Consider the following 23018-nt stretch of genomic DNA (forward strand, 5'->3'; position numbering starts at 1 on the left):
CGGTGGCGGTGTCCCCCTCGTGGGCTGGCTGGTCGCGGGCCCTCGGGGCCGCTAGTCGCGGGACGCGATCAGGTGTTCGGCGTGCTCCTGGAGGGAGCGGACGCCGACCCCGCCGTGGTTGAGGGCGTCGATGCCCTGGACGGCCGCGGCGAGCGCCTGGACCGTCGTGAGGCACGGGACGCCGCGCGCCACCGCGGCGGTGCGGATCTCGTAGCCGTCGAGGCGGCCGCCGGTGCCGTACGGGGTGTTGACGATGAGGTCGACCTCGCCGGCGTGGATGAGCTGGACGATGGTCTTCTCGCCGCCGGGGCCCTCGCCCTCGGACTGCTTGCGGACGACGGTGGCGTTGATGCCGTTGCGCTTGAGGACCTCGGCGGTGCCGGAGGTGGCGAGCAGCTCGAAGCCGTGGGCGACCAGCTCGCGCGCCGGGAAGATCATCGAGCGCTTGTCGCGGTTGGCGACGGAGATGAACGCGCGGCCCTTGGTGGGCAGCGGGCCGTACGCGCCGGCCTGCGACTTGGCGTACGCCGTGCCGAAGACCGAGTCGATGCCCATGACCTCGCCGGTGGAGCGCATCTCCGGGCCGAGGACCGTGTCGACGCCGCGGCCGTGGATGTCGCGGAAGCGCGACCACGGCATGACGGCCTCCTTGACGGAGATCGGCGCGTCGAGCGGCAGCTCGCCGCCGTCGCCGCGGGCCGGGAGGAGGCCCTCGGCGCGCAGCTCGGCGATGGTGGCGCCGAGCGAGATGCGGGCGGCGGCCTTGGCCAGCGGCACGGCGGTCGCCTTGGACGTGAAGGGCACCGTGCGGGAGGCGCGCGGGTTGGCCTCCAGGACGTAGAGGATGTCCCCGGCCATGGCGAACTGGATGTTGATCAGGCCGCGGACGCCGACGCCCTTGGCGATGGCCTCGGTGGAGGCGCGCAGGCGCTTGATGTCGAAGCCGCCGAGGGTGATCGGGGGCAGGGCGCACGCCGAGTCGCCGGAGTGGATGCCGGCCTCCTCGATGTGCTCCATGACGCCGCCGAGGTAGAGCTCGTGGCCGTCGTAGAGGGCGTCGACATCGATCTCGATGGCGTCGTCGAGGAAGCGGTCGACCAGGACCGGCCGGGTGGGGCTGATCTCGGTGGACTCGGCGATGTACGACTCCAGGCGGGTCTCGTCGTAGACGATCTCCATGCCGCGGCCGCCGAGCACGTACGAGGGGCGTACGAGGACGGGGTAGCCGATCTCGTCCGCGATGGCCTTGGCCTCGGCGAACGTGGTGGCGGTGCCGTGCTTGGGCGCGGGGAGGCCGGCCTCCTTCAGGACGCGGCCGAAGGCGCCGCGGTCCTCGGCGGCGTGGATGGCCTCGGGCGAGGTGCCGACGACGGGCACGCCGTTGTCCTTGAGGGCCTGGGCGAGGCCGAGCGGGGTCTGGCCGCCGAGCTGGACGACGACGCCCGCGATGGGGCCGGCCTGCTGCTCGGCGTGGACGATCTCCAGCACGTCTTCCAGCGTGAGCGGCTCGAAGTACAGGCGGTCGGAGGTGTCGTAGTCCGTGGAGACGGTCTCCGGGTTGCAGTTGACCATCACGGTCTCGTAGCCGGCGTCGCTCAGCGCGAAGGAGGCGTGGACGCAGGAGTAGTCGAACTCGATGCCCTGGCCGATGCGGTTGGGCCCGGAGCCGAGGATGATCACGGCGGGCTTCTCGCGGGGCGCGACCTCGGTCTCCTCGTCGTACGAGGAGTAGAAGTACGGGGTCTTCGCGGCGAACTCGGCGGCGCAGGTGTCGACCGTCTTGTAGACGGGGCGGACGCCCAGCGCGTGCCGGACCTCGCGGACGACGTCCTCGCGCAGACCGCGGATCTCCGCGATCTGCTGGTCGGAGAAGCCGTGGCGCTTGGCCTCGGCGAGCAGCTCGGGGTCGAGCTTCTCGGCGGCGGCGAGCTCGTCGGCGATCTCCTTGATGAGGAACATCTGGTCGACGAACCACGGGTCGATCTTCGTGGCGTCGAAGACCTCCTCGCGGGTGGCGCCGGCGCGGATGGCCTGCATGACGGCGTTGATGCGGCCGTCGGTGGGGCGCACGGCCTCGCGCAGCAGCTCGTCCTTGTCGCCCGGGTCGCCGGTGAAGGAGAACTGGCTGCCCTTCTTCTCCAGGGAGCGCAGGGCCTTCTGGAGCGCCTCGGTGAAGTTGCGGCCGATGGCCATGGCCTCGCCGACCGACTTCATGGTGGTGGTGAGGGTGGAGTCGGCGGAGGGGAACTTCTCGAAGGCGAAGCGGGGCGCCTTGACGACGACGTAGTCGAGCGTGGGCTCGAAGGACGCCGGGGTCTCCTGGGTGATGTCGTTGGGGATCTCGTCCAGGGTGTAGCCGACGGCGAGCTTGGCGGCGATCTTGGCGATGGGGAAGCCGGTCGCCTTGGACGCCAGGGCGGAGGAGCGGGAGACGCGCGGGTTCATCTCGATGACGATGACCCGGCCGTCCTCGGGGTTGACGGCGAACTGGATGTTGCAGCCGCCGGTGTCGACGCCGACCTCGCGGATGATCGCGATGCCGATGTCCCGGAGGGTCTGGTACTCGCGGTCGGTGAGGGTCATCGCCGGGGCGACGGTGATGGAGTCGCCGGTGTGGACGCCCATGGGGTCGAAGTTCTCGATGGAGCAGACGACCACGACGTTGTCGTTCTTGTCGCGCATCAGCTCCAGCTCGTACTCCTTCCAGCCGAGGATGGACTCCTCCAGGAGCACCTCGGTGGTCGGGGAGAGCGTGAGGCCCTGGCCGGCGATGCGGCGCAGCTCCTCCTCGTCGTGGGCGAAGCCGGAGCCGGCGCCGCCCATGGTGAAGGAGGGGCGGACGACGACGGGGTAGCCGCCGAGGGTCTCGACGCCCTTGAGGACGTCGTCCATGGAGTGGCAGATGACCGAGCGGGCGGACTCGCCGTGGCCGATCTTGGCGTTGACGGCCTCGACGACGCCCTTGAAGAGGTCGCGGTCCTCGCCCTTGTGGATGGCCTCGACGTTGGCGCCGATCAGCTCGACGCCGTACTTCTCCAGGACGCCCTGCTCGTGCATGGAGATCGCGGTGTTGAGCGCGGTCTGGCCGCCGAGGGTGGGCAGGAGGGCGTCGGGGCGCTCCTTGGCGATGATCTTTTCGACGAACTCGGGGGTGATCGGCTCGACGTAGGTGGCGTCGGCGATCTCCGGGTCGGTCATGATCGTCGCCGGGTTGGAGTTGACGAGGATGACGCGCAGGCCCTCGGCCTTGAGGACGCGGCACGCCTGGGTGCCGGAGTAGTCGAACTCGGCGGCCTGACCGATGACGATCGGGCCGGAGCCGATGACCAGGACGGACTGGATATCGGTGCGCTTAGGCACGCTCGGCCTCCATCAGGGCAACGAAGCGGTCGAACAGGTACGCGGCGTCGTGGGGACCCGCGGCCGCTTCCGGGTGGTACTGGACGCTGAAGGCCGGCTGGTCGAGCAGCTGGAGGCCCTCCACCACGTTGTCGTTGAGGCAGACGTGGGTGACCTCGGCACGGCCGAAGGGGGTGTCGGAGACGGTGTCGAGCGGGGCGTCGACGGCGAATCCGTGGTTGTGCGCGGTGACCTCGACCTTGCCGGTCGTGCGGTCCTGCACGGGCTGGTTGATGCCGCGGTGGCCGTACTTCAGCTTGTAGGTGCCGAAGCCGAGGGCGCGGCCCAGGATCTGGCTGCCGAAGCAGATGCCGAACAGGGGCGTCTTGCGCTCCAGGACGGCGCGCATCACGGCGACGGGGTGGTCGGCGGTGGCCGGGTCGCCGGGGCCGTTGGAGAAGAACACCCCGTCGGGGTTGACGGCGTACACGTCGTCGGCGGTGGCGGTGGCGGGCAGGACGTGCACCTCGATGCCGCGCTCGGCCATCCGCTGCGGGGTCATGCCCTTGATGCCGAGGTCGACGGCGGCGACGGTGTACTTCTTCTCGCCGATCGCGGGGACGACGTACGGCTCCTTGGTGGCGACCTCGGCGGAGAGGTCGGCGCCCTTCATCTCGGGCTGCGCCTTGACCTTGGCGAGCATGTCGGCGTCGCTCGCGACGGCGTCGCCGGAGAAGATGCCGACGCGCATGGCGCCGCGCTCGCGCAGGTGGCGGGTGAGGGCGCGGGTGTCGACGCCGCTGATGCCGACGACGCCCTGGCGCTCCAGCTCCTCGTCGAGGGTGCGGGTGGCGCGCCAGTTGGAGGGGGTGCGGGCGGGGTCGCGGACGACGTACCCGGACACCCAGATGCGGGCGGACTCGGGGTCCTCGTCGTTGACGCCGGTGTTGCCGACGTGCGGGGCCGTCATGACGACGACCTGGCGGTGGTACGAGGGGTCGGTCAGCGTCTCCTGGTAGCCGGTCATGCCGGTGGAGAAGACGGCCTCGCCGAACGTCTCCCCCACGGCCCCGTAGGCGCGGCCGCGGAAGCTGCGGCCGTCCTCCAGGACGAGTACGGCGGGAACCCTGGTTCCCCGGGTGGAGGTCGTCATCGTGCGGCGCCTTCCGTCGTGGTGTTCTCGGTGCTGGGGGTGGTGCTGAGGGCGGTGAGTGCGGTGACCCAGGCGGCGTGCTCGGACGCGCGGTCGGAGCGGAAGCCGGAGTCGATCAGCTGGTCCCCGTGGGCCCAGGTGACGACGAGCAGGCCGCCCTCGGTGAGGACCTTGCCGGCGATGCCCTTGTCGAGGCGGGCGCCGCGCAGCCGGTCGGCCGGGATGAAGAAGTCGGTGGCCCCGGGGCGTACGACGTCCAGCCCCGCGTCGGTGAGGGTGAGCTCGGCGCGGCTGCGGGTGCCGAGGCCGTGGGCGACGATCCGTTCGAGCCACTGCCCGGCGGTGGTGGAGCCGTGGTAGCGGCCGCTCATGGTCAGCCTGGGCTCGCCGGGGGCGTCCGGGGCCGCGGGCAGTTCCGGCAGGGCGGCCGCCTGGACGCTGCCGCGCCACTTCCAGCCCTGGCGCATCAGCCAGTAGGCCAGGGCGATGAAGAGGAGCAGTACGCCGACCCAGCCGAGCCGGGCGGTCCAGTCGGTCACCTCGGCCGAGCGGGGTTCGGCGGCGAGGGGGATGAGAGATGTCACGCGAGCTTCCCGTCCATGAGCGTTGCCCTGCCCCGCAGGAACGTGTGGGTGACGCGTCCCGGCAGCTCGCGGCCCTCGTAGGGGGTGTTGCGGCTGCGGGAGGCGAAGCCCGCGGGGTCCACGGTTCCACGGTATGCCGGATCGACCAGCGTGAGGTTGGCGGGCTCGCCAGCCGAGACGGGGCGGCCGTGGCCGGCGGCGGAGCCGATCCGGGCGGGGGCGAAGGACATCCGGTCGGCGACGCCGGCCCAGTCGAGGAGGCCGGTGTCGACCATGGTGTGCTGGACGACGGAGAGCGCGGTCTCCAGGCCGACCATGCCCATGGCGGCGGCGGCCCACTCGCAGTCCTTGTCCTCGTGCGGGTGGGGCGCGTGGTCGGTGGCGACGATGTCGATCGTGCCGTCGGCGAGCGCCTCGCGCAGCGCCATCACGTCGCGCTCGGTGCGCAGCGGCGGGTTGACCTTGTAGACGGGGTTGTACGTGCGGACCATCTCGTCGGTGAGGAGGAGGTGGTGGGGGGTGACCTCGGCGGTGACGTCGATGCCGCGGGACTTGGCCCAGCGGACGATCTCGACGGAGCCGGCGGTCGACAGGTGGCAGATGTGGACGCGGGAGCCGACGTGCTCGGCGAGGAGGACGTCGCGGGCGATGATCGACTCCTCCGCGACGGCGGGCCAGCCGCCGAGGCCGAGCTCGGCGGAGACGACGCCCTCGTTCATCTGGGCGCCCTCGGTGAGGCGGGGCTCCTGGGCGTGCTGGGCGACGACGCCGCCGAAGGCCTTCACGTACTCCAGGGCGCGGCGCATGATCACGGCGTCGTCCACGCACTTGCCGTCGTCGGAGAAGACGGTGACGCCGGCCGCGGACTCGTGCATGGCGCCGAGCTCGGCGAGCTTCTTGCCATCCAGGCCGACGGTGACGGCGCCGATGGGCTGGACGTCGCAGTAGCCGTGCTCGCGGCCGAGGCGCCAGACCTGCTCGACGACGCCGGCGGTGTCGGCGACGGGGAAGGTGTTGGCCATGGCGAAGACGGCGGTGTAGCCGCCGCTCGCGGCGGCGCGGGTGCCGGTGAGGACGGTCTCGGAGTCCTCGCGGCCGGGCTCGCGCAGATGGGTGTGGAGGTCGACGAGGCCGGGCAGCAGGATCTGCCCCTCGGCCTCGACCACGGTCGCGCCGTCCGCGCTGAGGCCGGTGCCGACCTGGGCGATCGTCTCGCCGTCGACGAGGACGTCCTGGACCTCGCCGCCGAGGACCTTCGCACCACGGATCAGGGTCTTGCTCATGCTGGGTTACTTCTCCTCGGTACGGGACGACGACGGGGACGACGGCTGGGTGACGGCGGGCTCGTTGCCGCCGAGCAGCAGGTAGAGGACGGCCATGCGGGTGAAGACGCCGTTGGCGACCTGCTCGACCACGGTGCAGCGGGGCGAGTCGGCGACCTCGGCGGTGATCTCCATGCCGCGGACCATGGGGCCGGGGTGCATGACGACGGCGTGCTCGGGGATCTTCGCCATCCGCTCGGCGTCGAGGCCGTAGCGGCGGGAGTACTCGCGCTCGGTGGGGAAGAACGCGGCGTTCATCCGCTCCCGCTGGACGCGCAGCATCATGACGGCGTCGGCCTTGGGCAGGGCGCTGTCGAGGTCGTACGACACCTCGCAGGGCCAGTGGTCGACGCCGACCGGGACGAGGGTGGGCGGGGCGACCAGGGTGACCTCGGCGCCGAGGGTGTGGAGCAGGTCGACGTTGGAGCGGGCCACGCGGCTGTGGAGGACGTCACCGACGATGGTGATCCGCTTGCCGGAGAGGTCCTGGCCGATGCCGGCCTCGTGGCCGATGAGGCGGCGGCGCAGGGTGAAGGCGTCGAGGAGCGCCTGCGTGGGGTGCTGGTGGGTGCCGTCGCCGGCGTTGATGACGGGCGCGTCGATCCATCCGGAGTTGGCGAGCCGGTAGGGGGCGCCGGAGGCGCTGTGCCGGATGACGACGGCGTCGACGCCCATGGCGGCGAGGGTCTGGGCGGTGTCCTTGAGGGATTCGCCCTTGGAGACGCTGGAGCCCTTGGCGGAGAAGTTGATGACGTCGGCGGAGAGGCGCTTCTCGGCGGCTTCGAAGGAGATCCGGGTACGGGTGGAGTCCTCGAAGAAGAGGTTGCAGATCGTGCGGCCGCGCAGGGTGGGCAGCTTCTTGATCGGCCGGTCGGCGAGGCGGGCCATTTCCTCGGCGGTGTCGAGGACGAGTACGGCGTCGTCCCGGGTGAGGTCGGCGGCCGAGATGAGGTGGCGCTTCATCTGGGTGTTCTCCGGTGGGTGTGGAGGTCGGTTCCGTGGGCGTACCGGGCGTATGGGGGCTTTCCGGGCGCTCTCCGGGCGGGCGTGGCCGCCGGGTGCCGGTCGCGGGCGGCCGGGGTGTGCCGGTCGGGGGCGGTTCGCGGCCGGTGCCGGTGCGCGGGCGCGGCGGGGCGGTGCGCCCGGCCGTCCACCCGGTGCGCCGGACCCGTGCGCGGGTGTGCGCGGGCGCGTGGACGTGCGCGGGGCGGCGGAGGCGTACGGGTGGCTAGTTCTCGCCGGCGGGGGCGGGCTCGCGTACGCCGAGCAGCACGGCGTCGCGGCCGTCCTCCTCGGCCAGCTGGACCTTGACCGCCTCGCGCAGCGACGTGGGCAGGTTCTTGCCGACGTAGTCGGCGCGGATGGGCAGCTCCCGGTGGCCGCGGTCGACCAGGACGGCGAGCTGTACGGCGCGGGGGCGGCCGATGTCGCCGAGCGCGTCGAGGGCGGCGCGGATGGTGCGGCCGGAGAACAGCACGTCGTCCACGAGGACCACCAGGCGGCCGTCGATCCCGTCACCGGGGATGTCGGTGCGGGCGAGGGCGCGCGCGGGGCGCAACCGCAGGTCGTCGCGGTACATGGTGATGTCGAGGGAGCCGACCGGCGTCACGCGGCCGGTGATCTGCTCCAGCTTCTCGGCCAGGCGCCGGGCGAGGAACACGCCGCGCGTGGGGATGCCGAGGAGGACCACGTCGTCGGCGCCCTTGGCGCGTTCGACGATCTCGTGGGCGATGCGGGTCAGGACCCGCGCGATGTCCGGGCCCTCGAGGACGGGGCGGGCATCGGACTGCTGGGGGGCGTCCATACGGAACGGACCTCCTTCTCCGCCTCACGGGACGGACCTTAAAGGACGTCGGAATTGCGTGTTCAACCGTACCAGGGCCCGGAAGGTGCTCGGTACGCACCGTTCGGCTTGACGCACCCAAGTAACGCTGCGTAACCTCACAGTGAGTTACCAGCCACGCGGCGGAGCCGCACGTTGTAACAGTGTCCAGGGAGCTATATGTCCAGCGAATACGCAAAACAGCTCGGGGCCAAGCTCCGTGCGATCCGCACCCAGCAGGGCCTGTCCCTCCACGGTGTGGAGGAGAAGTCCCAGGGCCGCTGGAAGGCCGTCGTGGTCGGTTCGTACGAGCGCGGTGACCGCGCCGTGACCGTGCAGCGTCTCGCCGAGCTGGCCGACTTCTACGGCGTGCCGGTGCAGGAGCTCCTGCCGGGCACCACGCCGGGCGGCGCCGCCGAGCCCCCGCCGAAGCTGGTCCTCGACCTGGAGCGCCTGGCGCACGTCCCGCAGGAGAAGGCGGGCCCGCTGCAGCGGTACGCCGCGACGATCCAGTCCCAGCGCGGTGACTACAACGGCAAGGTGCTGTCGATCCGCCAGGACGACCTGCGCACCCTGGCCGTCATCTACGACCAGTCGCCGTCGGTCCTGACCGAGCAGCTGATCAGCTGGGGCGTCCTGGACGCGGACGCCCGCCGCGCGGTCGCGCACGAGGAGAGCTGACCGCAGCAGAAACGTTGCCGCCGGAGGGCGGTCCCGCGAGCCGGGGCCGCCCTCCGGTGCGTTTCCGACCCCGCGCCCGACGCCCGGACGGCGCCCCCAGCCGGTACGGCGCGTCCCGTGGGGCGCCCCAGCCGGTACGGCGCGCCCCGCGCGAGGACACCCCGCACCGGGGGCGCCTGCTCCGCGGACGGGCCGGCACCCCTGGGCGCGCCCGGCCCGAGGGCCGGGCAGCGCCCGGCCCCGGGCCGTACTGCGACCGCGTGGCGGGCGCCGCCTCCGGCGTGCGGGCATGGAGAAGGGCCCGCAGCGTCGCGCTGCGGGCCCTTCTTCGCGTCAGTCCCGGCGGAGGCCCGGCTTCAGTTCCTTGAAGCGGGCCAGCAGGCCGTTGACGAACGACGGCGACTCGTCCGTGGAGAACTCCTTGGCGAGCTGGACCGCCTCGTCGATGACCACCGCGTCCGGGGTCCCGTCGACCCAGACGAGCTCGTACGCACCGAGGCGCAGGATGTTCCGGTCCACGACCGGCATCCGGTCGAGTGTCCAGCCCACCGCGTAGGTGGCGATGAGCTCGTCGATGCGGCGGGCGTACGCGGCGTACCCCTCCACGAGCTCCATCGTGTACTCGTTGACCGGCGGCTGCCGGTCGTCGGACCGGGCGTGCCGGATCCAGTCCGCGAGGACTTCCTGCACGGAGACCCCGCGCTGGTCGGCCTCGAAGAGGATCTGGAAGGCGCGCTTGCGGGCCTTGTTGCGGGCAGCCACGGTTAGCTGTTCACCCGGCCGAGGTAGTCGCTCGTACGGGTGTCGACCTTGATCTTCTCACCGGTGGTGATGAAGAGCGGGACCTGGATCTGGTGACCGGTCTCCAGCGTCGCGGGCTTGGTGCCACCGGTGGAGCGGTCGCCCTGGACGCCCGGCTCGGTCTCGGCGACGGTCAGCTCGACGGCGGCGGGCAGCTCGACGTAGAGCACCTCGCCCTCGTGCGTGGCGACGGTGGCGGTGAAGCCCTCGACCAGGAAGTTCGCGGCGTCGCCGACGGCGGCGCGGGAGACGTGGAGCTGGTCGTACGTCTGCATGTCCATGAAGACGAAGTACTCGCCGTCCATGTACGAGAACTGCATGTCACGGCGGTCGACGGTGGCCGTCTCGACCTTGACACCGGCGTTGAAGGTCTTGTCGACGATCTTCCCGGAGAGCACGTTCTTGAGCTTGGTGCGCACGAAGGCCGGGCCCTTGCCGGGCTTGACGTGCTGGAACTCGACGACGGACCAGAGCTGGTCGTTGTCGAGCTTGAGCACCATGCCGTTCTTGAGGTCGTTCGTGGTGGCCACGGTTGCGGAATCTCCTGGACTGACGCTGGTGGACGACCGAGGAAGGCACGGTACGCGCTAGAGCGCGAGCAGCTCCTTGGTCGTGATGGTGAGTAGCTCGGGTCCGCCGTCCGCCTCCTGGCGTACGACGAGCGTGTCATCGATCCGGACTCCGCCCCGTCCCGGGAGGTGAACCCCTGGTTCGACGGTGACCGGCACGCAAGCGTCCAGTTTACCCATGGCCGACGGGGAGAGCTGCGGGTCCTCCTGGATTTCCAGGCCGACCCCGTGCCCGAGGGACGGGGCGAGGCCGTCGCCGTACCCGGCGGCGTCCAGGATCTGCCGGGCGGCCCGGTCGACGTCGCTGTACGCGGCCCCCGGCGTGAGCGTCTCGCGGGCGGCGCGCTGGGCGGTGAAGACCAGGTCGTACAGCTCGATCTGCCAGTCGGCGGGGGTGGAGCCGATGACGAACGTACGGCCGATCTCGCAGCGGTAGCCGCGGTAGTTGGCGCCGAGGCAGACGGAGAGGAAGTCGCCCTCCTCCACCCGTCGGTCGGAGGGGCGGTGGCGGCCGCGCCCGGAGTGGGGCCCGGTGGCGACGGAGGTGGGGAACGCGGGGCCGTCGGCGCCGTGGTCGACGAGGCGCCGCTCCAGCTCCAGGGCGAGGTGGCGCTCGGTGCGGCCGACGAGGATGGACTCCAGGAGTTCGCCGAGGGCCTGGTCGGTGATCTCGGCGGCGATGCGCAGGCAGGTGATCTCCTCGTCGTCCTTGACGAGCCGCTCCTGCTCGACGGCGGTGCCGAGGTCGGCGAGGCGCAGTCGCGGGGCGGCGGAGCCGATGGCGCGGTACCGGGCGACGCTCAGATGGCGTTCCTCCAGCGCCAGCGAGTCGGCGCCCGCCTTGTGCGCGAGCTCGGCGGCGGCGACGGCGGGGTCGGCGGCCGCGGGCGGCAGGACGGTGAGGCGCAGGGCCTCGTCGGCGCGGCCCTCCACGGGATCGCCGGTGGGGGTGCGGGGGCACAGCAGGACGTCGGCGTCGTCGCCGGTGCCCGCGCCCAGGAGGAGTACGGCGCCCGGGGGGCAGGCGCCCGTGAGGTAGCGGACGTTGGCGGGGCGGGAGACCAGTGCCGCCGCGGAACCGGCTGCTGTGCAGCGGGCGCGGAGACGGGAGCGGCGGTCCGCGTACACCTGGGGCATGTCCCGAGCGTACGAGCGGTCGCCCGACCCGGCAGTTCGTGGGGGTCCGACCGGGGCTGCCCCCGCTCCCCGCGGCGGTCGCCGCGCCGGGGCGGTCGCCGCGCCGGGGCGGTCGCCGCGCCGGGGCGGTCGCCGCCGCCGGGGCGGGGGTTTGGCGGGCGGCGCCCGCCAGCCCTGTCGTGGCCGCGGCCTACCAGCTCGGGGGGCTGGTGAGGGAGCGGGCCAGGACCTCGTCGAGGGCCCGGGCCGTGGTCTCCACGTCGTAGTTGGAGTTGTCGATGATGGGCAGGCCCGAGGCGTGCCAGCCGGCCATGCGGCCGTGGATGCCCGCCACCTCCTCGTCCGACAGGCGCCGGTTCCCGCTGCGCTCGGCGTTGCGCTCCAGGACGATCTCCAGGCCGGGCAGCAGGACCACCGGCAGCAGGCCGGGGCCGACGTGGCGCTTCCAGCCGCCGAGGCCGACGACCGGGCGGTCGGGGAAGACGGCGTCGTCCAGGATGCAGCTGATGCCGTTGGCCAGGAAGTTGCGCGCGGCGAAGCCGCAGGTGCGGCGGGCCAGCCGGTACTGGGCCTCGGACTGGTCGTTCCACCCCGACTGCGGGTCGGCGAAGCCGGAGCACACCCATTCGCGGACGTCGTCCAGGCTGATGTGGGCGGTGGGGACGCGGCGGTGCTGCGCCCAGTACCGGGCGACGGTCGTCTTCCCCGCGCCCGCCGGGCCTATCAGCAGGACGGCGAGCGTGGCGGTGCCCGTGCCGAGTGCGGGGCCGGTGCCGGGCTCGGCGGCCGGCGGCGCGGTGACCGGGGGCACCGGCGGCAGGTGGATGTGGCCGGTCGCCGTGTCGCGCGGGGCGTGCGGCGCCGGGGCGTGGTGCGGGGCCGGCCAGGCGCGGCCCGGTGTGTGCGGCACGGGCGGCGGGCCCTGCGGCGGCATGGGCTGCCGGTGCGGCGCCGGGCCCTGCGGCGCGTGACCGGGGTGCGGGTGCGCGGGCGGGCCCTGCGGCGCCGGGGCCTGGGGGGCCGCCGGGGCGTGCGGGGGTGGCGGCGGGCCGGGGTGGTGTGCCTGCTGGGGCCACCCGGCCGCCGCGCTGCCCGGCTGGTGGGGCGGCGGCAGCGGGGCCCCCACTGCGTGCTGCATCCGGTGCCACTCCGTCTCGTACGACTGACGCTGATCGGGCGGCCGTTCGACGGCGCGCCGTTATCGAACCGTACCCTCCCGGCCCGTCAGACGGTGAACGGTCCGGGAGGGTTGCGTCAACTGCCGTCAGTCCGTCAACTCGTCGGCGAGCGCGCGCAGGGCGAGCCGGTACGACCCGATGCCGAACCCGGCGACCGTCCCCGTGGCGACCGCGGCGACGACCGACGTGTGCCGGAACTCCTCTCGGGCGTACGGGTTCGAGATGTGGACCTCGATGAGCGGCGCCGTGCGCTGGGCGGCCGCGTCGCGCATGCCGTACGAGTAGTGGGTGAACGCACCGGGGTTGAGGACGACCGGGAGCGCGCCGTCCGCCGCCTCGTGCAGCCAGCGGATCAGCTCGCCCTCGTCGTTGGTCTCGCGCACCTCGACGTCGAAGCCCAGCTCCTTGCCGAGCGTCCGGCAGGCGTCCACCAGGCCCGCGTACGAGGTGGAGCCGTACACGTCCGGTTCGCGCGAGCCGAGCCGGCCCAGGTTGGGGCCGTTCAGGACGAGGACGCGGCGGGTCACGCCGACACCTCCCCGTACGCCGCGAGCAGCACGGCCGGGTCGGGGCCCTCCAGGACGGTCGGCTTGGCCAGGCCGTCGAGGACGATGAAGCGCAGCAGGTCGCCGCGGGACTTCTTGTCGACCTTCATCGTCTCCAGCAGCTTCGGCCACTGGTCGCCGCGGTACGTCAGCGGCAGCCCGACCGACTCCAGCACCGTGCGGTGCCGGTCGGCGGTCGCGTCGTCCAGGCGGCCGGCGAGGCGTCCCAGCTCGGCGGCGAAGACCATGCCGACGGAGACGGCGGCGCCGTGCCGCCACTTGTACCGCTCGTTCTTCTCGATGGCGTGGGCCAGGGTGTGGCCGTAGTTCAGGATCTCCCGCAGGCCCGACTCCTTCAGATCGGAGGAGACGACCTCCGCCTTGACCTTGATGGAGCGGACGATCAGCTCGGCCGTGTGCGGTCCGGCGGGGGTGCGGGCGGCGGCCGGGTCCGCCTCGATGAGGTCGAGGATCACCGGGTCGGCGATGAAACCGGCCTTGATGACCTCCGCGAGGCCGCTGACGTAGTCGTGGACGGGCAGCGAGTCCAGCGCGGCCAGGTCGCACAGCACGCCGGCGGGCGGGTGGAAGGCGCCGACGAGGTTCTTGCCCTCGGCGGTGTTGATGCCGGTCTTCCCGCCGACCGCCGCGTCGACCATGCCCAGCACGGTCGTCGGCACGGCGATCCAGCGCACCCCGCGCAGCCAGGTCGCCGCCACGAACCCGGCGAGGTCCGTGGTGGCCCCGCCGCCCACGCCGACGATCACGTCGGTGCGGGTGAAGCCGGTCTGGCCGAGCGCCTTCCAGCAGTACGCGGCGACCTCGGCGGTCTTGGCCTCCTCGGCGTTCGGCACCTGGATGGCGACGGCCTCGTACCCCTGGTCCGCGAGGTCCGCGCGCAGCGCCTCGCCGGTCTCGGCCAGCGCCTCCGGGTGGATGACGGCGACGCGCCTGGCCCGGTCGCCGATCAGCCCGGCGAGCTCACCGAGGAGCTGCCGGCCCACCAGCACGTCGTACGGCTCCGAACCGGCGCTCCCGCCGACGTGGATACGGGTTGTTTCGGTCATCGGTCCTTCAGCTCCAGAGCGTCGACGATCGCGTCCGCGACCTCTTCAGGGCTCTTGCCGTCCGTGGCCACGACCACTCGGGCGACTTCGGTGTACAGGTGGCGGCGGGCGTCCATCAGCTCGCGCCACTGGCGGCGCGGGTTGACGGCCAGCAGCGGCCGGGCGGCGCCCAGGCCGACGCGGCGCACGGCCTCCTCGACGTCCATCGACAGATAGACGACGGGCAGCCCGGCGAGCAGCGCGCGCGTGCCCGCGTCGAGGATGGCGCCGCCGCCGAGGGCGAGGACGCCGGTGTGCTCGGCGAGGGCGGCGCGGACGGCGGCGCGCTCCAGCTCGCGGAAGCGCGGCTCGCCGTCCTCCACGAAGATGTCGGAGATCTCCCGGCCCTCGGCGGCGACGATGTCGGCGTCCGTGTCCCGGTAGGGCGCGCCCAGGCGCTCGGCGAGGAGCGCGCCCACCGTGGACTTGCCGGACCCCATCGGGCCGACGAGGACGACCAGCGGTCCGCTGCTCACCGGATGTGCAGGTTGTCGAGGTAGGAGCGCACGTTGCGGCGGGTCTCGGCGACGCTGTCGCCGCCGAACTTCTCCGCGACGGCGTCCGCGAGGACCAGCGCCGTCATCGCCTCGGCGACGATCCCGGCCGCCGGGACGGCGCACACGTCGGAGCGCTGGTGGTGGGCCTGCGCCGGCTCGCCGGTCGCCACGTCGACGGTGCGCAGCGCGCGCGGCACGGTGGCGATCGGCTTCATCGCGGCACGGACGCGCAGGAGCTCGCCGGTGGTGAGCCCGCCCTCCGTACCGCCGGAGCGGCCGGAGGTGCGGCGGATGCCGTCGTCGGTGGTGACGATCTCGTCATGGGCCTGGGAGCCGGGGACGCGCGCCAGGTCGAAGCCGTCGCCGACCTCGACGCCCTTGATGGCCTGGATGCCCATGAGGGCGGCGGCGAGCCGGGCGTCGAGGCGCCGGTCCCAGTGGACGTGCGAGCCGAGGCCGACGGGCACGCCGTACGCGAGGACCTCGACCACGCCGCCGAGCGTGTCGCCGTCCTTGTGGGCCTGGTCGATCTCGGCGACCATCGCCTTCGACGCGTCGGCGTCCAGGCAGCGCACCGGGTCGGCGTCGAGCCGCTCCACGTCGGCGGGCGTCGGGTAGACCCCGTACGGCGCCTTCGCGGAGGCCAGCTCCACGACGTGCGAGACGATCTCGATCCCGGCGGTCTCCTTCAGGTACGACCGGGCGATGGCGCCGAGCGCGACGCGGGCGGCGGTCTCGCGGGCGCTGGCCCGCTCCAGGATCGGCCGGGCCTCGTCGAAGCCGTACTTCTGCATCCCGGCGAGGTCGGCGTGGCCGGGGCGGGGCCGGGTCAGCGGGGCGTTGCGGGCCAGTTCGGCGAGCTCGGCCGGGTCGACCGGGTCGGCCGCCATGACCTTCTCCCACTTGGGCCACTCGGTGTTGCCGACCATGACCGCGACCGGGGAGCCGAGCGTCAGGCCGTGCCGTACGCCGCCGAGGAAGGTGACCTCGTCCCGCTCGAACTTCATCCGCGCACCGCGCCCATAGCCCAGGCGCCGCCGGGCGAGGTGGTCCGCCACCATCTCCGTGGTGACCGGGACGCCGGCGGGAAGCCCCTCCAGCGTCGCCACCAGCGCGGGACCATGGGACTCCCCCGCCGTAAGCCAGCGCAACCTGCTCAACGGTGCTCCTTCTCCTGGGGCCGGATCTGCGGACGGCGCGGCCCGGTACGCGGCCCGGACCGGCCTCTCCCCCGATCCTCCCATGGCGCGGCGCCCACCCGGCCGCTGTCCCACCCATCGGACAGCGGTCCAGGATGTGGATGATCGGCGTCCGGGTGGCGCGTGCCCGCCTCCGTCCGGCGGACCGCCCCCGATGCGGCCCGGCCGGCGCCCACGCGGCGGCGGGTCAGGCGCCGGCGGACCCGAGGGCCGCCTCGCCCGCCGCGCGCATCGCGGCGAGGGGTGCCGGGGAGCGGCCGGTCATCTGCTCGACCTGGAGGACCGCCTGGTGGACCAGGAGGTCGAGGCCGCCGAGGACCGCGCCGCCCCGTCCGGACCAGGCGGCCGCCAGGGGGGTGGGCCAGGGGTCGTACAGCACGTCGAAGAGGGTGCCGGGACTCGCCGGTACGGACGCGGCGAGCTCGTCGGTGGCGCCGGCCGGGGTGGTGGCGACGACCAGCGGCGCGTCGAAGGCGCGGGCGGCGTCCGCCCAGTCGGCGGTGCGCACGTCGACACCGAGCCGCTCGCCCCAGCCGCGCATCTCCTCGGCGCGGGCCTCGCTGCGCACGTACGCGGTGACGGGGCCCGCGCAGACGCGGGCGAGTGCGGCGAGCGCGGAGGAGGCGGTCGCGCCGGCCCCGAGGACCGCGGCCGCCTCCACCTTCTCCACGCCGCGCTCGCGCAGGGCGGCGATCATGCCGGGGATGTCGGTGTTGTCGCCGACGCGGCGGCCGTCGGCGGTGAGGACGACGGTGTTGACGGCCTCGACGGAGCGTGCCGTGTCGCTGATCTCGTCCAGCAGGGGGATCACGGCGCGCTTGAGCGGCATGGTCAGGGACAGCCCGGCCCAGGTCGCGTCGAGGGTGCGGAAGAAGCCGGGCAGCCGCGCCTCGTCCACCTCGAACCGGTCGTACGTCCAGCCGGTGAGGCCGAGTTCGGCGTACGCGGCCCGGTGCAGGACCGGGGAGAGCGAGTGGGCGATCGGTGATCCCAGGACCGCCGCGCGGCGGGCCTCAACCCCCCTGGTTGTCATTGAACTTGTCCTTCAGCTTGAGGAACTCGTCGTGGGTCTTGGCGAATTCCGTCTTGTTCATGCCGTCGGTCGCCACGAAGTACATCCAGCCGTCCGACGTGGGCGCGAGCGCGGCCGCGAGCGCCTCCTTGCCGGGGTTGCCGATCGGGCCGGGGGTCAGACCCCTGCGGGTGTACGTGTTGTACGGGTCCTTGTTGCTGTTGATCTCGGACTCGCTGATCTCGATCTCGCTCTGGCCCTTGAGGTAGTTGAAGGCCGAGTCGAACTGGAGCAGCTGGTTGGTCTCCGTGTTGGTGGGCTTGAGCCGGTTGTAGACGACCTCGCTCATCTTGCGGAAGTCGTCCTCGGTCTTGCCCTCCGCCTGGACGAGGCTCGCGACGGTGACCAGCTCCCACGGGCCCTTCAGCCCCAGGCCCTGCGCCTTCGTCTCCAGGTCGAGCTTGGCGTACTCGGTGTTGGCGCGGGCGACCATCTTCTTCAGGACGTCCTCGGGCTTGTTGCCCTTGGCGACCGGGTAGTCCGCGGGGAAGAGGAAGCCCTCCAGCGGGTCCTTCACGTCCGGGTGGCCGGTCGCCCAGGCGGGCAGGCCCAGCTTGCCGGCGTTGGCCTTGGCGACCTTCTCGGTGGTGCCGGCGGCCAGTTCGAGGCGCTTGTCGATCTGCTCGTACACCCATGCGTTGCGCTTGCCCTCGGGGATGATCAGGACGTTGCGGCTCTTGGGGCTGAGCATGGCCTCGACCGCGGAGGCGGCGGACATGCCCTTCTGGAGGGTGTAGAAGCCGGGCTGGATGGAGAGGCCCTTGGGGTTCTTCTCCTGCGCGGTGACGAAGGCGTCGACGCTCTTGACGACGCCGCTCTTGACGAGGATGTTGCCGATCTCGCTGCCGGAGGCGTCCTTGGGGACCTCGACGGTCACGGTCTCGCCCGTGCCCGAGCCGGTGAAGTCCGGGGCGGGACCGAACCGGTCCTGCCAGAACTGGTAGCCGACGTAGCCGACGCCGCCGAGGCCGCCGGCGAGGACCAGGGCCACGAAGAGGCAGGCCACGCCGTTGCGGCTCTTGCGTTTCTTGGTGCGGCCGCGCCCGCCGTCGCGCCGGGACCCGGCCGGGTCGTCGTCGTGGCCGTCGTCGTCCCGCCCGTCGTCGGGGCCGTCGGGCCCGTCGAGGGCGTCCTCGTCGTGGCCGCCGCGCCGCCGGGAGCCGCGCGGGGCGCGCTCGTCCCGCCCCTGGCCTTCGGCGGGGTACGGGTCCCGGTCGCCGGGGCCCTGGGTCTCGGCGTGGTCCTCGTAGTACTGCCGGTCGTCGGCGTGCCGCTCGTCGCCGTGGAACCGCTGGTCGTCGCCCGGCGCCTCCGCCTGCCACTGCCCGCCCTGGCCGTGTTCCCGCGCCTGGTGCTGCTGCGGCTGGTGCTGCAGCGGCTGGTGCTGCGGGTCGGGGTGGCGGCGGCCGGGGGGCTGCGGGGGCGGGTACGCCTCCGGGGTGCTGTACGGGTCGGTGCCCTGGCCGGCGCCGTACGGGTCGGCGGGCGGCGGCGTCCCGTAGGGCATGGCGTGCTGGCCCGTCCCGGTGTCCCAGCCGCCGTACTCCTGGCCGGGCACCCCGGAGCCGTACCCCTGGCCCGGGTCACCCGTGCCGTACGACTGGCCCGCGGCCCCCTGGTCGTACGCCTGGCCCTGGGCTCCGGCGCCGTACTCCTGGCCGCCCGTGTCGTACTGCCGGCCGTCGTAGCCCTGCTGGTACGGGTCCTGGTGGCCGCCGTAGTGCGGCTGCTGCTGGTGGTAGGCGCCTGTGTCCTGCCGGCCTCCCCATCCCTGGTCCCCGTACAGGGGGTCCTCGGGGTGCCAGGGCTGGGAGCCGGGACTCCGGCCGTACTCAGTCATCGATCCCCAAACAGCCGTGAGGCTTCCGGGACGTCCGCCTCTACGTCGTACGGCGGCCTGTTCGAATGCCACCGCATCGCGCGGAACGTTACCGTATCGCGATCAGATGACCACTTCGACGCCCTCTCCGGGCGGATTACCCGATACCCGTTCGGACTCAAGAGCGTTCTGAAGGATGATCACAGCGGCCGCCTGGTCGATGACCGACCTGCCCTTCTTCGCCTTCACGCCCGAGGCGCGCAGGCCCTGGGTCGCGGAGACCGTGGACATCCGCTCGTCGACCAGCCGGACCGGCACCGGGGCGATGCCCCGCGCCAGCTCGCCGGCGAAGGCGCGGACCTTCGTGGCGGCCGGGCCCTCTCGCCCGTTCAGGGAGCGGGGCAGCCCGATGACCACCTCGATCGGCTCGTACTCCTCCACCAGCTGCCTCAGCCGCCGGTGGGCGGCCGGGACGTCACGTCCCGGCACGGTCTCCACCGGCGTGGCGAGGACCCCGTCGGGGTCGCACGAGGCGACCCCGATCCGGGCGTCCCCGACGTCGACCGCCAGCCGGCGCCCGCGTCGCATCCCGCTCATCAGGCGGTCTCGACGACCAGGCGCTCGACGGCCTCGATGGCGGCGCCGACGGCCTCGGGGTTCTGGCCGCCGCCCTGGGCGACGTCCGGCTTGCCGCCACCGCCGCCGCCGAGGGTCTTGGCGGCGGTGCGGACCAGGTCGCCGGCCTTCAGGCCGCGCTCGCGGGCGGCCTCGTTGGTGGCGATCACGGTCAGCGGGCGGCCGCCGGACGTGGCGAACAGGGCGACGACGGCCGGGCGGTCGCCGGGAATGCGGCCGCGCACGTCGAGGACGAGCTTGCGCAGGTCGTCGGCGCCCGTGCCGTCCGGGACCTGGCCGGTGACCAGGGCGACACCGCGGACGTCCTTGGCGGACTCGGCGAGTCCGGCGGCGGCCTGGAGGACCTTCTCCGCGCGGAACTTCTCGATCTCCTTCTCGGCGTCCTTGAGCTTGGCGAGCATCCCGGCGATCTTCTCCGGCAGCTCCTCGGGACGGCCCTTGACCAGCTCCTGGAGCTGGGCGACGACCGTGTGCTCACGGGCGAGGAAGTTGTACGCGTCCACACCGACGAGGGCCTCGATGCGGCGCACGCCCGAGCCGATGGACGACTCGCCGAGCAGCTTCACCAGACCCAGCTGGGCGGTGTTGTGGACGTGGGTGCCGCCGCACAGCTCCTTGGAGAAGTCGCCGATGGTGACGACGCGGACCCGCTCGCCGTACTTCTCGCCGAACTCGGCGATGGCGCCCTGGCGCTTGGCCTCGTCGATCGGCATGACCTCGGCGTGGACGTCCAGCTCGCGGGCGAGGACCTCGTTGATCTTCTGCTCGACGTCGTTGAGGACCGTGCCGGGAACGGCGGACGGCGAGCCGAAGTCGAAGCGGAAGCGGCCGGGCTGGTTCTCCGAACCGGCCTGGGCGGCCGTCGGGCCGAGCGCGTCGCGCAGCGCCTGGTGCGTGAGGTGGGTGGCGCTGTGGGCGCGGGCGATGGCGCGGCGGCGCCTGACGTCGATGGCGGCGTAGGCGGTGGAGCCGACGGTGACCTCGCCGACCTGGACGGAGCCCTTGTGCACGGACACGCCCGGCACCGGCTGCTGTACGTCGCGGACCTCGATGACGGCGCCGCTGTGCAGCTTGATGCGGCCCGTGTCGGCGATCTGGCCGCCGCCCTCGGCGTAGAACGGCGTGCGGTCGAGGACGACCTCGACCTCGTCGCCCTCGGAGGCGGCGGGCGAGGGGACGCCGTTGACGAGGAGGCCGACGACGGTGCTCTCGCCCTCGGTGCTGGTGTAGCCGGTGAATTCGGTGGCGCCGGAGGTGTCGGCGATCTCGCGGTACGCGGTGACGTCGGCGTGGCCGGTCTTCTTGGCGCGGGCGTCGGCCTTGGCGCGCTCCCGCTGCTCCTTCATCAGGCGGCGGAAGCCGTCCTCGTCCACGGAGAGGCCCTGCTCGGCGGCCATCTCCAGGGTGAGGTCGATCGGGAAGCCCCAGGTGTCGTGGAGCAGGAACGCCTTGTCGCCGGGGAGGACCTTGCCGCCGGCGGCCTTGGTCTCGGTGACGGCCGTGTCGAGGATGTTGGTGCCGGCCTTCAGCGTCTTGAGGAAGGCGGCCTCCTCGGCGAGGGCGACGGTCTCGATGCGCTTGCGGTCGGTCTCCAGCTCCGGGTACTGCTCGCCCATGGTGCGGATGACCGTGTCGACGAGCTGCCCGACGACGGGGCCGGTGGCGCCGAGGAGGCGCATGTTGCGGATGGCGCGGCGCATGATGCGGCGCAGGACGTAGCCGCGGCCCTCGTTGCCGGGGGTGACGCCGTCGCCGATGAGCATGACGGAGGTGCGCATGTGGTCGGCGACCACGCGCAGGGAGACGTCGCTCTCCTGGGCCTGGCCGTAGCGGACACCGGTGAGCTCGGTGGCCTTGTCGATGACGACCTTCAGGGTGTCGGTCTCGTACATGTTCTGCACGCCCTGGAGGATCATCGCCAGGCGCTCCAGACCGAGGCCCGTGTCGATGTTCTTGCTCGGCAGGTCCCCGAGGATCTCGAAGTCCTCCTTGGAGGTGCCCTCGCCGCGCTCGTACTGCATGAAGACCAGGTTCCAGATCTCCACGTACCGCTCGTCGTTGACGGCGGGGCCGCCCTCGACGCCGAACTCGGGGCCGCGGTCGTAGTTGATCTCGGAGCAGGGGCCGCAGGGGCCGGGGACGCCCATGGACCAGAAGTTGTCCTTCTTGCCCAGGCGCTGGATCCGCTCGGCGGGGACGCCCACGACGTCGCGCCAGATCTGCTCGGCCTCGTCGTCGTCCTGGTAGACGGTGATCCAGAGCTTCTCGGGCTCCAGGCCGTAGCCGCCGTGCTCGACCGGGGTGGTCAGCAGCTCCCAGGCGAGCTTGATGGCGCCTTCCTTGAAGTAGTCGCCGAAGGAGAAGTTGCCGCACATCTGGAAGAACGTGCCGTGGCGGGTGGTCTTGCCGACCTCTTCGATGTCGGGCGTGCGCACGCACTTCTGCACGCTGGAGGCGCGCGTGTAGGGCGGCTTCTCCTCGCCGAGGAAGAAGGGCTTGAACGGCACCATGCCGGCGTTGACCAGGAGGAGAGTCGGGTCGTCCGCGATGAGCGACGCCGAAGGCACGACGGTGTGCCCGCGCTCCTCGAAGAAGCTCAGCCAGCGGCGGCGGATTTCAGCCGACTCCATCAGTGGTCCTCATTCCGGTTGTACGGGTGGGTGGGGTGCGGGTGCGGGTGGGCGCGGCGGACGGGCGCGGCCGCGGGGCCGCCCGGTCCGAGCGCCGTGCGGCGGGGGCCGGGGAGGGCCGGGTCGACCGGCGCGTCCAGTCCCAGTGCCTCTTCCAGCTCCGCCTCGCGCTGGAGCATTCCCGCGCGGACGTCGAGGGCGAAGTCCTTGAGCCGGTGGCCCGCCTCGACGGCCTTGTCGGCGGCCTGGGCGGCGAGGCTCTCGGGGGTGAGCTGCCTGAGCTTGCGGTTGACCTTGTTGGTGGCCCACACGCCGGCTGCCGCGCCGGCGGTGAACCAGAATGCCCGGCGGAACATGTGTCGCGTCAGCCTTTCCGGTTCCGGCCGCCGCGCGCCCTGGGCACCGTGCGGCCGACGATGACGGTGCGCCGGGTCCCCTGCCGTTCGGCGGGCCGGTCGGCCTTGTCGCGGGTGAGGGCCCGGCGGACGCCGTAGCCGAACGCCGCGACCTTGACGAGGGGACCGCCGAAGGTGGAGGCGACGGTCGTGGAGAGCGCGGACGCGTTGGAGGTGACCTCCTGGACGTCCGAGGCGATGGCGTCGACCCGGTCGAGCTGGGTCTGCGCGGAGCGCACGGTCGCCGAGGCGTCGGCCAGCAGGGGCACCGCCTGCTCGGTCACGTCCGCCACGAGCCGGGTGGTCGCCTTGAGCGTCTGGGCCAGCCTCACCAGCACCACGGCGAGGAAGGACACCAGGATCGCCCAGAAGACGGCCACCAGGATCCCGGCAACCTCTCCACCGGTCACTGTGCACCGCTCTCTGCTCGTCTTGGCCTGTTGGTGTGTCGCACCTGAAAGTCGTCCTCCGAGCCTATCGCGCCCGGCGCGGCTCCCCGTACCGGATTAGCCGCCGGGACGGGGCCGCCGACC

Annotated in this window: 21 protein-coding genes; 1 reads left to right on the forward strand and 20 read right to left on the reverse strand. The window is 72.7% G+C overall.

Features of this window, described 5'->3' with window-relative positions:
- Positions 1–51: 51 nt before the first annotated feature.
- The 6 genes from carB to pyrR all read right to left on the reverse strand — a co-directional run bounded on the left by carB (position 52) and on the right by pyrR (position 8202).
- Positions 52–3360: a carbamoyl-phosphate synthase large subunit gene (carB, locus tag ACSUPT_RS03925; protein ID WP_361660174.1), complete on the reverse strand. Its 3309-nt coding sequence runs from the start codon at positions 3358–3360 to the stop codon at positions 52–54.
- Positions 3353–4492 (reverse strand): glutamine-hydrolyzing carbamoyl-phosphate synthase small subunit, encoded by a 1140-nt coding sequence (gene carA, locus ACSUPT_RS03930; protein ID WP_436943475.1) that lies wholly within the window; start codon positions 4490–4492, stop codon positions 3353–3355. The genes carB and carA overlap by 8 nt, the downstream gene beginning before the upstream one ends.
- The gene (locus ACSUPT_RS03935; RefSeq protein ID WP_436943476.1) at positions 4489–5076 is read right to left on the reverse strand and encodes a hypothetical protein; all 588 of its coding nucleotides are present in this window, start codon (positions 5074–5076) and stop codon (positions 4489–4491) included. The genes carA and ACSUPT_RS03935 overlap by 4 nt, the downstream gene beginning before the upstream one ends.
- Entirely contained in the window at positions 5073–6359 is a 1287-nt protein-coding gene (locus ACSUPT_RS03940; protein ID WP_436943477.1) for a dihydroorotase, read from the reverse strand. Before ACSUPT_RS03940 ends, ACSUPT_RS03935 begins: the two co-directional genes overlap by 4 nt.
- Positions 6360–6365: 6 nt before the next feature.
- Positions 6366–7361, reverse strand: coding sequence for an aspartate carbamoyltransferase catalytic subunit (locus ACSUPT_RS03945; protein ID WP_365727289.1), 996 nt, complete (start codon positions 7359–7361; stop codon positions 6366–6368).
- Between the two features lie 265 nt (positions 7362–7626).
- Positions 7627–8202, reverse strand: coding sequence for a bifunctional pyr operon transcriptional regulator/uracil phosphoribosyltransferase PyrR (gene pyrR / locus ACSUPT_RS03950; protein WP_351962962.1), 576 nt, complete (start codon positions 8200–8202; stop codon positions 7627–7629).
- Between the two features lie 198 nt (positions 8203–8400).
- On the opposite strand from pyrR, the gene bldD reads away from it, so the two are divergent.
- Positions 8401–8901: a transcriptional regulator BldD gene (bldD, locus tag ACSUPT_RS03955; RefSeq protein ID WP_005319862.1), complete on the forward strand. Its 501-nt coding sequence runs from the start codon at positions 8401–8403 to the stop codon at positions 8899–8901.
- A 333-nt stretch (positions 8902–9234) separates the two neighbouring features.
- On the opposite strand, the gene nusB is transcribed toward bldD, so the two are convergent.
- The 14 genes from nusB to ACSUPT_RS04025 all read right to left on the reverse strand — a co-directional run bounded on the left by nusB (position 9235) and on the right by ACSUPT_RS04025 (position 22895).
- Complete coding sequence (gene nusB, locus ACSUPT_RS03960; RefSeq protein ID WP_351962963.1) at positions 9235–9663, reverse strand: transcription antitermination factor NusB; 429 nt, start codon at positions 9661–9663, stop codon at positions 9235–9237.
- Positions 9664–9665: 2 nt separating this feature from the next.
- The gene (gene efp / locus ACSUPT_RS03965) at positions 9666–10232 is read right to left on the reverse strand and encodes an elongation factor P (RefSeq protein ID WP_351962964.1); all 567 of its coding nucleotides are present in this window, start codon (positions 10230–10232) and stop codon (positions 9666–9668) included.
- A 57-nt stretch (positions 10233–10289) separates the two neighbouring features.
- Positions 10290–11408 carry an aminopeptidase P family protein gene (locus ACSUPT_RS03970; RefSeq protein ID WP_351962965.1) on the reverse strand — a complete coding sequence of 373 codons (1119 nt, stop codon included), beginning with the start codon at positions 11406–11408 and terminating at the stop codon, positions 10290–10292.
- 190 nt (positions 11409–11598) lie between these two features.
- Positions 11599–12546, reverse strand: coding sequence for an AAA family ATPase (locus ACSUPT_RS03975; protein WP_361660164.1), 948 nt, complete (start codon positions 12544–12546; stop codon positions 11599–11601).
- Between the two features lie 126 nt (positions 12547–12672).
- On the reverse strand, positions 12673–13113 hold the full coding sequence (aroQ, locus tag ACSUPT_RS03980; protein WP_351962967.1) for a type II 3-dehydroquinate dehydratase: 441 nt from the start codon (positions 13111–13113) through the stop codon (positions 12673–12675).
- Entirely contained in the window at positions 13110–14198 is a 1089-nt protein-coding gene (gene aroB / locus ACSUPT_RS03985; RefSeq protein ID WP_351962968.1) for a 3-dehydroquinate synthase, read from the reverse strand. The genes aroQ and aroB overlap by 4 nt, the downstream gene beginning before the upstream one ends.
- Positions 14195–14713, reverse strand: a complete 519-nt coding sequence (locus ACSUPT_RS03990) for a shikimate kinase (RefSeq protein WP_351962969.1) — start codon at positions 14711–14713, stop codon at positions 14195–14197. The genes aroB and ACSUPT_RS03990 overlap by 4 nt, the downstream gene beginning before the upstream one ends.
- Complete coding sequence (gene aroC / locus ACSUPT_RS03995; protein ID WP_351962970.1) at positions 14710–15894, reverse strand: chorismate synthase; 1185 nt, start codon at positions 15892–15894, stop codon at positions 14710–14712. Before aroC ends, ACSUPT_RS03990 begins: the two co-directional genes overlap by 4 nt.
- 226 nt (positions 15895–16120) lie before the next feature.
- Positions 16121–16966: a shikimate dehydrogenase gene (locus ACSUPT_RS04000; protein ID WP_403498942.1), complete on the reverse strand. Its 846-nt coding sequence runs from the start codon at positions 16964–16966 to the stop codon at positions 16121–16123.
- Positions 16947–18845, reverse strand: a complete 1899-nt coding sequence (gene mltG / locus ACSUPT_RS04005) for an endolytic transglycosylase MltG (protein ID WP_436943478.1) — start codon at positions 18843–18845, stop codon at positions 16947–16949. Before mltG ends, ACSUPT_RS04000 begins: the two co-directional genes overlap by 20 nt.
- Positions 18846–18947: 102 nt before the next feature.
- Positions 18948–19421: a Holliday junction resolvase RuvX gene (ruvX, locus tag ACSUPT_RS04010; RefSeq protein WP_351962973.1), complete on the reverse strand. Its 474-nt coding sequence runs from the start codon at positions 19419–19421 to the stop codon at positions 18948–18950.
- Positions 19421–22090: an alanine--tRNA ligase gene (gene alaS, locus ACSUPT_RS04015; protein WP_351962974.1), complete on the reverse strand. Its 2670-nt coding sequence runs from the start codon at positions 22088–22090 to the stop codon at positions 19421–19423. Before alaS ends, ruvX begins: the two co-directional genes overlap by 1 nt.
- Positions 22090–22446 (reverse strand): hypothetical protein, encoded by a 357-nt coding sequence (locus tag ACSUPT_RS04020; RefSeq protein ID WP_361660144.1) that lies wholly within the window; start codon positions 22444–22446, stop codon positions 22090–22092. Before ACSUPT_RS04020 ends, alaS begins: the two co-directional genes overlap by 1 nt.
- An 8-nt stretch (positions 22447–22454) precedes the next feature.
- Positions 22455–22895 (reverse strand): DUF948 domain-containing protein, encoded by a 441-nt coding sequence (locus ACSUPT_RS04025; RefSeq protein WP_351962976.1) that lies wholly within the window; start codon positions 22893–22895, stop codon positions 22455–22457.
- Positions 22896–23018: the final 123 nt, after the last annotated feature.

The sequence above is a fragment of the Streptomyces sp. SudanB25_2051 genome (assembly GCF_964272635.1).
Lineage (GTDB): Bacteria > Actinomycetota > Actinomycetes > Streptomycetales > Streptomycetaceae > Streptomyces.